At 35.1% G+C, this 8,216-nt stretch carries 5 protein-coding genes and 1 pseudogene; all 6 read right to left on the bottom strand.

What is annotated here, in order from left to right; translation table 11 throughout:
• A pseudogene (locus AC2JBO_RS40640) lies at positions 1–118 on the bottom strand (glycosyltransferase family 2 protein); the annotation flags it as partial.
• Positions 119–203: 85 nt separating this feature from the next.
• Positions 204–1,427, bottom strand: coding sequence for a glycosyltransferase family 61 protein (locus AC2JBO_RS40645; RefSeq protein WP_496959304.1), 1,224 nt, complete (start codon positions 1,425–1,427; stop codon positions 204–206).
• Positions 1,428–1,479: 52 nt separating this feature from the next.
• Positions 1,480–2,826 (bottom strand): ABC transporter ATP-binding protein, encoded by a 1,347-nt coding sequence (locus AC2JBO_RS40650; RefSeq protein WP_496959305.1) that lies wholly within the window; start codon positions 2,824–2,826, stop codon positions 1,480–1,482.
• 545 nt (positions 2,827–3,371) lie between these two features.
• On the bottom strand, positions 3,372–5,552 hold the full coding sequence (locus tag AC2JBO_RS40655; protein ID WP_496959306.1) for a GumC family protein: 2,181 nt from the start codon (positions 5,550–5,552) through the stop codon (positions 3,372–3,374).
• Between the two features lie 728 nt (positions 5,553–6,280).
• Positions 6,281–7,078, bottom strand: a complete 798-nt coding sequence (locus tag AC2JBO_RS40660) for a WecB/TagA/CpsF family glycosyltransferase (RefSeq protein ID WP_496959307.1) — start codon at positions 7,076–7,078, stop codon at positions 6,281–6,283.
• A gap of 469 nt (positions 7,079–7,547) precedes the next feature.
• Complete coding sequence (locus AC2JBO_RS40665; protein ID WP_496959308.1) at positions 7,548–7,757, bottom strand: hypothetical protein; 210 nt, start codon at positions 7,755–7,757, stop codon at positions 7,548–7,550.
• Positions 7,758–8,216: the final 459 nt, after the last annotated feature.

An 8,216-nucleotide genomic window follows, 5' to 3' on the forward strand; every position in this document is an offset into this window, starting at 1 on the left:
TTACAAACAATTTCGATGGTTTAGCTTGACGGATTGTTTCAAATACCTTCTGGGTTGTGTGTGGTCTTTTGAAGATAATTAAAACTACTGGGGTTTTTAATTGAGAATTTCGGCTCATAACATTCCTTAGATATTTATACAGTTCACCAATTTATAAAAAAGCACTCAAAAATCATTGAGAACTGAACTCTATCTTATTAATATTATTTTAAACAACTACTTGAATTTAAGAATGCAATTTTGCAAACTTCATCTAACTTTTTAATATCTACATATATATCTCGATGATGCAGCGGCTTATTTTGATTTATGCTTTCGCTCTTCAAGTATGAATAATTCAACTTTCCATGATTTGCTAATACATAAAAACAGTTATTTGTAAATCCATCTGGAAAAATTTCAATTACTGTTGTTTTGGGTTGTGCAAATAGTAAGTTAGTCAACGCGGCGCCATGCGGAGCCACTATTGCCTCTGCTTGAGCAAATATTTCCGCTTGTTCTTGGACTGTCTTATTATCCATTTGCACTTTTTTAAAGCCGTAAGCAGAGAGTAAATTAATTACTTCATCTTCATTAATTACTTTTCTTCTCTTAACATTACCTCTTTGCACGTAAAAACGTGTATTGTTTTCTTGTATACCTATTGTATATTTCCTCTGCCATTCATCTTGAAACAGATTTCTAGTAAAATTATACGATTCTAAGCTAATAGGGTCATTTACACCGATAAATCGACTACCAATAGCTGCTAATAGTCTATCGGCTATACAAGCTTCTTGTACTATTTGTGTCGTTGAAATACCTGCTCGCGCTAAGGTTTCTTTATGAAAACCAGATAGCGGAAATTGCCCGACATAGACAAAATCAATATCTTCTAAGTTATAAAAATTTTTATAAAACCTCAGAAGTGGCAGCGCTACGCACATCCAGTGATAGTAATTTGATGGTTCTGGGTCGGATAAGTATGCTACCGTTCCAGAGAGCTTATTTACTTTAGAAAGAGATTGTATGTATATAGGTAAATTATTAAACTCTATTCTATATCCTCCAATTACATTCAAGTTTTTATCTAGCAAGTGATTATTACGAAAAGAAAAGCCACAATCTGTTGTATCAATTAAAACAGTCTCAGCTACTGTAGTAAATGGCTGTATATCATCTAAAAACTGTTCAGGAAGATAATTAGCAGCCCCAGTTACAATCTCTTCTGTAATTTTATAAGTTTTAGTACATCCATTAACTACGTCTAAAACTTCTTCTGCATTATCAATATTGATCTTTAGATAGCCATTAGCAGTTAAAAAACCTAATTTTTTTAGTATAGATAAAATCTTTAATTTTCTGAATATATTCAATAATCCTAGTTTAATTTGACCACGAATATGATATGAGAATAGTGAGTGATACAGTTTTTTAGCTATTTCCATAACTGGTAAAAATACTAATTTACAATTGTTAACTTTAAAGGCTTATAAGTATTTAAACTTTCTGTACAACTTCTTTATAGCTACCTGATTTAACGATACGCCCTTTCTCTAGCATATAAATCTGGTCACAATGCTCAACAGTTGAGAGACGATGAGCGATAATAATCATTGTTTTTGTGCCAGCTAAAGACCGAATTGCTTGTGTTACAAGAGTTTCAGTTTCATTATCAAGAGCAGATGTTGCTTCATCCAACACTAAAATTTCTCTCTCGAAATATAATGCTCGTGCAATTCCTATACGCTGTCGCTGACCACCAGATAAACGCACCCCCTTTTCACCAACAGAAGTATAAATGCCATCTGGCAACTGTTCAATTAGTTCTTCTAGTTGAGCAGCCTTAATTGCGTTGCGAAGTTTGTTTGAGTCAATAACATCGTCTGGAACGCCAAAAGCTATATTTCGTTTGATTGTGTCATCTATTAGAGAAATAGACTGAGGAATATATCCAATCAAATTTTGCCACGCGCGAACATTCTCATATATAGAGACATTATCGACACGGATATCTCCACTGTCAGGTTCTAAAAGTCCCAAAATCACATCTACTAATGTTGTCTTCCCGGCGCCGGATTTACCAATTAGAGCAATAGATTTACCTTTTTCAAGTCTAAAAGATATATCCTGAATAGCAGGCTTAGAAATTCCCGGATAACAATAAGTTAAGTTCATCAAATCAACTTTGTCAAAAAAAGACATAGTTGGATTTAATGAAGGCTGAAATTTGTTATATCGAGTTTTATTTAAGGTTATACCTGATGATTTTTTGCTCTGCTTTTCTACTTCTTTAAGATCAAGATAAAGCGCATCTATAGAATGTACATGGCTTCTCATTTGAGCTATTGCTTGTACACATTGGCTTGCTGAAGGTATTAAACGAATCGAACCTACAGCAAAAACAGCTAACACCGAAGTTAAATTCTGCTGACTATCCGTAAATAAGATGTGAGATATTGAGACAAAAAGTACTATAAATATAATCAGAGACGTTTCAATTAAAACACGTGGTAATAAGTCGGCGCCGAAATACAAAGTAGCTGCTCTTGAATGCATCTGACTTTGTTGAGCCATTTGGTGTTCAAAGTAATCTTCGCAGCCAATAATACGTGTTTCTTTAACTCCTCCTAAACTATGATTGATTATTTGCACCATCTCTTGATAAGTTAGGGACATAGTTTCACCCCACTTACTAAATTTTTTCCCAAATCGTTGGAATAGTAATACGATGGGAAGAATAACTCCCAGCATCATCACCAAAAGTAGCAAATTTGTCTTTGCAAGCAACAGCAGTAAAATGGCTGTAACTGTCAAATTTGCAACAGAATTTAGCAACGGCAGCATACAAAAATGAGTAAATGCTTCCGTTTCTAAAATCACGTTTTTAATGATGCTAGCTGTATTTCTAGTTAAATGAAATGTGTAGGGAACCGTTAGATAAGTATGTAGCAGTTTAGAGATAAGTATACTTTTCTGGTCAAAGCTAAACTCGACGATGTACAGTCTAGCTAAAAAATATATCAATGATTTTATGCAAAACACAAAAATAATAATAAGTCCAAATAGAAAGATGAAATGGCTATTAGACTCTATGTTTAGTTGTGTGTACACAAAATTGAGTGAAGCGGTTTTCTGAATAGACTCCGGATTAGAAGATATATTCAAAAATGGTCCGATAAGTCCAACACCTAAAGTTTCTAGCAAAGAAGCTACTGTAAATACTATAACTAGTAAGAGTAAGCTTCTTTTTGCTTCACCTATGATGTATAGAACTTTTGAGAGATATTTAAACACTGAAATTAGTTACTCCTATTAAATAATAAATGTTACAAAAAAATCAAGATACTGACTGATTTTTATTAGCTAGATAAAGCCTTATTTAGATTTATCTATCTCTCTATTTTCAATGCAGCTGATTTATTGCCCGGTAATTGTTTTAACTTTGAATCATTTTCTGTTGAATTAGTGTAGTAGAAATAGCTATCAGGTTCACGCTTGACATTTACACCGTTGATTGCAATACCCAAAACCTTTTGACTCGACTGGGTTAAAAACTCTTTTGCTGTATTAGCACTTGAAGCGTCAACGACTTCCGGATTCACCACTAATAAAATTCCATCAGTCAGCTTGCCTAAAACAGAAGCATCTGCTGTACCTGCTAGGGGTGGAGTATCAAAAACTACATAGTCATAATTGCTTGTAAAAACATTGACTAAAGATGCCATCCGACTAGAATCAAGCAGCGCAACTGGATTAGGAGGTAAAACTCCAGAAGGTAAGACATAAAGATTTGTTGCTACCTCTTTAACAGCAGCACTAAGAGTTACTTCATCAATAATTAGATTACTTAAACCAACTACATTTGTTAAGTTCCAGATATGTTGCTGTACTGGATGACGCATATTTGCATCAACTAGTAATACTTTATACCCAACCTCAGCTAATGCAACAGCTAAGTTCGTGCAAACCTCAGACTTTCCTTCTCTAGAAACTGAACTTGTAACTACGATTGACTTTAACTTCTTATCCGAATTCAAAAACTTTAAATTTGCTTGTAGCATTTGATAGGCATCACCCAACGGGAACATCGGCATATCCCTGCCAATTACCCTAGGAATTAAGTTGTCAGACTTGCCTAAATTAGGAATGACCCCTAGCAAAGTATACTTAAATAGTTCTCTAGTTTCTTTGACCGACTTAAGCGATCTATCTGTTAGGTCTAAAGCAAAAGCAGCCATAATACCGAGTAAAGCACCTGCGACTACACCGCCTCCTAAAATTATTTTTCTTCCAGGGCCTTTTGGAAAATCAGGAACTATAGCGGAAGATATTATACGCGCGTTACCAATATTCTGGTTCTCTATCGTCTGAACCTCTTGGAATCTTGTCAAGAGTGTCTCGTAGGTTTTTTGAGCTGCGTCTAGTTTCCTCTCAAGTTCTCGTTGAATTTGTTCCAACTGAGGTAAGATGTTTCCTCTGCGTATGTACCCGGCTCGTATTTTCGATAGTTCACCAATTTTTTGTTCTAAAGCAATGCGTTGTGCCTCAGAGCGAACAAAATCGGTTGTTAATTCCTCCCGTATTTTTCCAATCTGCAAATTTCCTATATTTACTTGTTGAGTAGTGCCTTCAACTTGCGCGATACGCTCTTTGAGCAGTTGATCAAGAGCTGTTACTTTTTCCTGCAAGTTCAGAACTGTGGGATGTGTAGGCTGCAAGCGTGTTTTCTCAACCGCAAGTTGACTTTGCGCTTCCTGAAATTGAGCTAATAATTTCTGAATTCCTTCTGCTTGACTCAAAGCTGCAAATTTTACAGCTCGCTGTGAATCTATCTCGGCTTGATTTTGTATGCTTCGCGAACGAGCAGTTATTTCAGTTAGTTGAGATCGAGCTTCAGAAATATCATTATCCAGTTTAGAAATAATTGTTACTGCTGCTGATGCTTCCTCTTTCAAAACGATTATTTTGTTTTCTTCTTTAAATCTACGCAAGTTTGACTCTGCTTGCTTAACAGATCTTTCAGAGTTAGGTAATTGCTGCATTATAAATTTACGTGCAGAAACTGCCTCAGCTCGATTTACCTTGATATTACTTTTAATGTAAGTATCAACAACTTTATTAACTACTTGAGCGGCTAGTTTTGGGTCTTTATCTGCGTAGCTAATTTGTAAAATATCGGTTCCTTTGATGCTTTCTGCCTTAATTTTTGAACTTAATTCTCTATAAGTTAGTAATTTACCTTTATCATTTTTTAGCTGAAGTGAGTTGATAGTTTCCTCTATAACTGGAACAGAAGTCGCTATTCTTACCTGGCTGTCTGATGGGTTGTTAGCATTAGTTAGAGCATCAAGCTTTCCGACATTTTCTCCTACACCAGTTAATGATGAAGTGCGATCTGTTTTGATAAGCAGAGTTCCTTGTGCTTCATATGTAGGCTTTGATAATAGTGCAGCTACCGATGAACCAGCCACGGCTAATGAAAAAATTCCTAGTGCTGGTAACCAACGACGTTGCAGGACAAGCCAATATTTTTGAAAATCTATTTCTTCAAAGTTCTCTTTTGACTGCATAGTGATAACTGTTAATGACTTTCGTGTATTTTATAATCATTGCTGAATAACCTCGCGACCCTAATAACTTTTTTTAGTATCCCCAAATAAATTTACCCACAACAAATCGTGAGAATTAATTTATTACTTGTTGATTTCAATAATGTATGACTTAGGATTACATATACCTGGTTTGTTTCTATTACGAGATATCAAAGATGAAATCAGTATTATTTTAGATTTCTTTTGTATCAATCATATACGGTAGATGCTTGACTTAGCTAAAAGATATTTGGGAGATTATATTTGAATCTTAATAAAGAATGCCTTTCCCAAGGAGGATGACACGCTTTATTTGTCGCATTCTGACTCAATCATATAGACACTGTATAATATTCTACGTAGTTTGCTTTACACATATTGGAACCTTTATGAATTTATTACCGTAACTTTATAATATAAAAAAATTATTTGTAAAAGTACATATAATTCACTTTATATTCTACAAGCGTAGAATATAAAGTGAATTAATTGTAATTTAAGAGTAATTTAAAGATAGATTGTAGGTGCGTTAAGCCTTGGACTTCGCACCTTACAAATTAGTTTTAACTTTGTAACGAGCGTTTAATACAGGAGCAACAGTTTATCTAGAATTTCACTCCTGAATTCGATTTAATGACGCGCGTGATTTGATGCAAACCATCACTATTATAATCATGCGCTCTGAAACATAATTGATTATAAAAGCTTTAATCGCTTCTGCTATCAAGATAGATTTGTGCAACACCTCTATCCGTGACTAATTGTTTGACAGCAAGCCAAATAAATGGAGGAATTGTTTTTGTATAGCGCTCCCAAAGTCGTCGTGGTTCTTGTACCCAACGGTAAAGCCATTCAAATCCCATTTCACGAATCACACGAGGTGCCCGTCTTTGAATTCCTGCATACACAGGGAAAACACCACCTAATCCAATCATCACAGCTTGGACTTTACCTTTATGTTGAGCCATCCAGTTTTCTTGTTTTGGACAACCTAAAGATACAAGCACCACACTGGCGCCTGAAGCATGAATTTTATCAATCAGTGCTTGATCCTCAGCTTCTGTCAAGGGACGAAAAGGCAGAGGTTCCATTGCTGCGATTTTTAAAGAAGGAAATTCTTTGTTCAAGCGTTTCCGCATTCGTGAAAGAACTTCAGTTTGTGAACCGAGATAAAAGACACTGACATTTTGAGCTGAAGCTAATCTGCACAGTGACATCATAATATCCATCCCTGCTACCCGGTCTTGATATCGGGCACCCTGAAGTCGCAACATCCAAACTAAAGGCATACCATCTGGAGTCACAATGTCGGCGCCTTTAAGAACATTTCCAAACTCAGGATTCCAATGCGCTTCCATCAGCATGTGTACATTTGCTACACAAACTGTCTTACTCTCGCGCGCGATACCCCAATTTACAATCGTTTGTACCTGCTCATCAAGCTTTAAAGCGGTAATAGGGAAATCTAGAACTTTTTTAGTAGGCAGAAACTTTTCTGCTACCATAACCAAACTCCTTGTGTAAAGGTAAATAGACAAATCGAAGCGAACCAAGCCTTGAAAAAAGTAAGTATTATCTACTACTTTTTTAAGCGAGGAAATTATCGTGAGTCCACACATGGAGATGCAATCGCTTCTCAGTAAATTTTCTGTATCCCTGGTAATAGTTTCATTAAGAACATTGTATATTACTTTACTCACAAAAAAAAACTTTCTCCGTTTTTTTGTGTAACTTTACATTATATTTATATTTATTTATTATTATTTTTGTATATAATTTAACTTTTCAATATATTGTGTTGCGAATTTTACAATAGAAACATATTATAAGTTTGAAAATAATTTGAAAAACCTGTAAAACCGCTATTACAGCATAACAACATCATGTAAAAAAATAAACAGTGTTAAGTAGAATTTAAGTATTTATTTAACTTATTTACCAGTTGTGATTTTATTAAGAGATACAGCTAAATTTTTACATAATCAAAAAAAGGGGGGAAGAATAATCTTTCTCCCCCCTTCTATAATCGTTATTTTTGTTTTGATTGTTTTGCTTAGTTTGTTCTTTAAGTCGCTTTCGTAGCATCTGCTGTTGTTTTTTCAGTTGGCGTTGTCGAGCAGAACCACCTCGACCTTTATCATTTCTCCCCTCTCTACGAGGGGATTCCCATCGCTTCATTCTCATAAGTAGGCACCTCGTCTATTTTTACAATCTATGTATTATTTATGTTACATTATAACCTAGCTATCGTCAAATAAAAATTATTTGTCACAAAAGTATTAGAAAACCAATTAAGTTACCCAACCTTAATAAAACAGCACAGACTTACTCCCTTGCACTCTTCTATACACTAGATACATAATCTTAACTCTACTTTCCGGAAAAGTTTGTACAAGATTTTTAGACTGTATCTAATCCATATAAGTGAGACATAATGTAAGCACATTACTCGTGTTATCACAAGCTATCTGGCGATAGGCGCCAACAACCGGGTAATATATACGTCTTCTTCTGTTATCGTTGCTATCCGGACAATTTAACTAACTATCTTGTGGAACTATCTTGTGGAATGGGCGTCCCTGCCATTAGCGTCAAGTTAAGCTAAAACCTACTACGTCACCTCCAATTCGCAATTCGCAGTTC

The organism is Calothrix sp. CBUCES-K 9914, assembly GCF_059640475.1.

Excerpts from the sequence above, each read along its gene's own strand:
- AC2JBO_RS40645 (WP_496959304.1), bottom strand. The coding sequence starts at position 1,427 with ATGGAAATAGCTAAAAAACTGTATCACTCACTATTCTCATATCATATT.
- AC2JBO_RS40650 (WP_496959305.1), bottom strand. The coding sequence starts at position 2,826 with ATGCTGCCGTTGCTAAATTCTGTTGCAAATTTGACAGTTACAGCCATT.
- AC2JBO_RS40655 (WP_496959306.1), bottom strand. The coding sequence starts at position 5,552 with ATGCAGTCAAAAGAGAACTTTGAAGAAATAGATTTTCAAAAATATTGG.
- AC2JBO_RS40660 (WP_496959307.1), bottom strand. The coding sequence starts at position 7,078 with ATGGTAGCAGAAAAGTTTCTGCCTACTAAAAAAGTTCTAGATTTCCCT.
- AC2JBO_RS40665 (WP_496959308.1), bottom strand. The coding sequence starts at position 7,757 with ATGAGAATGAAGCGATGGGAATCCCCTCGTAGAGAGGGGAGAAATGAT.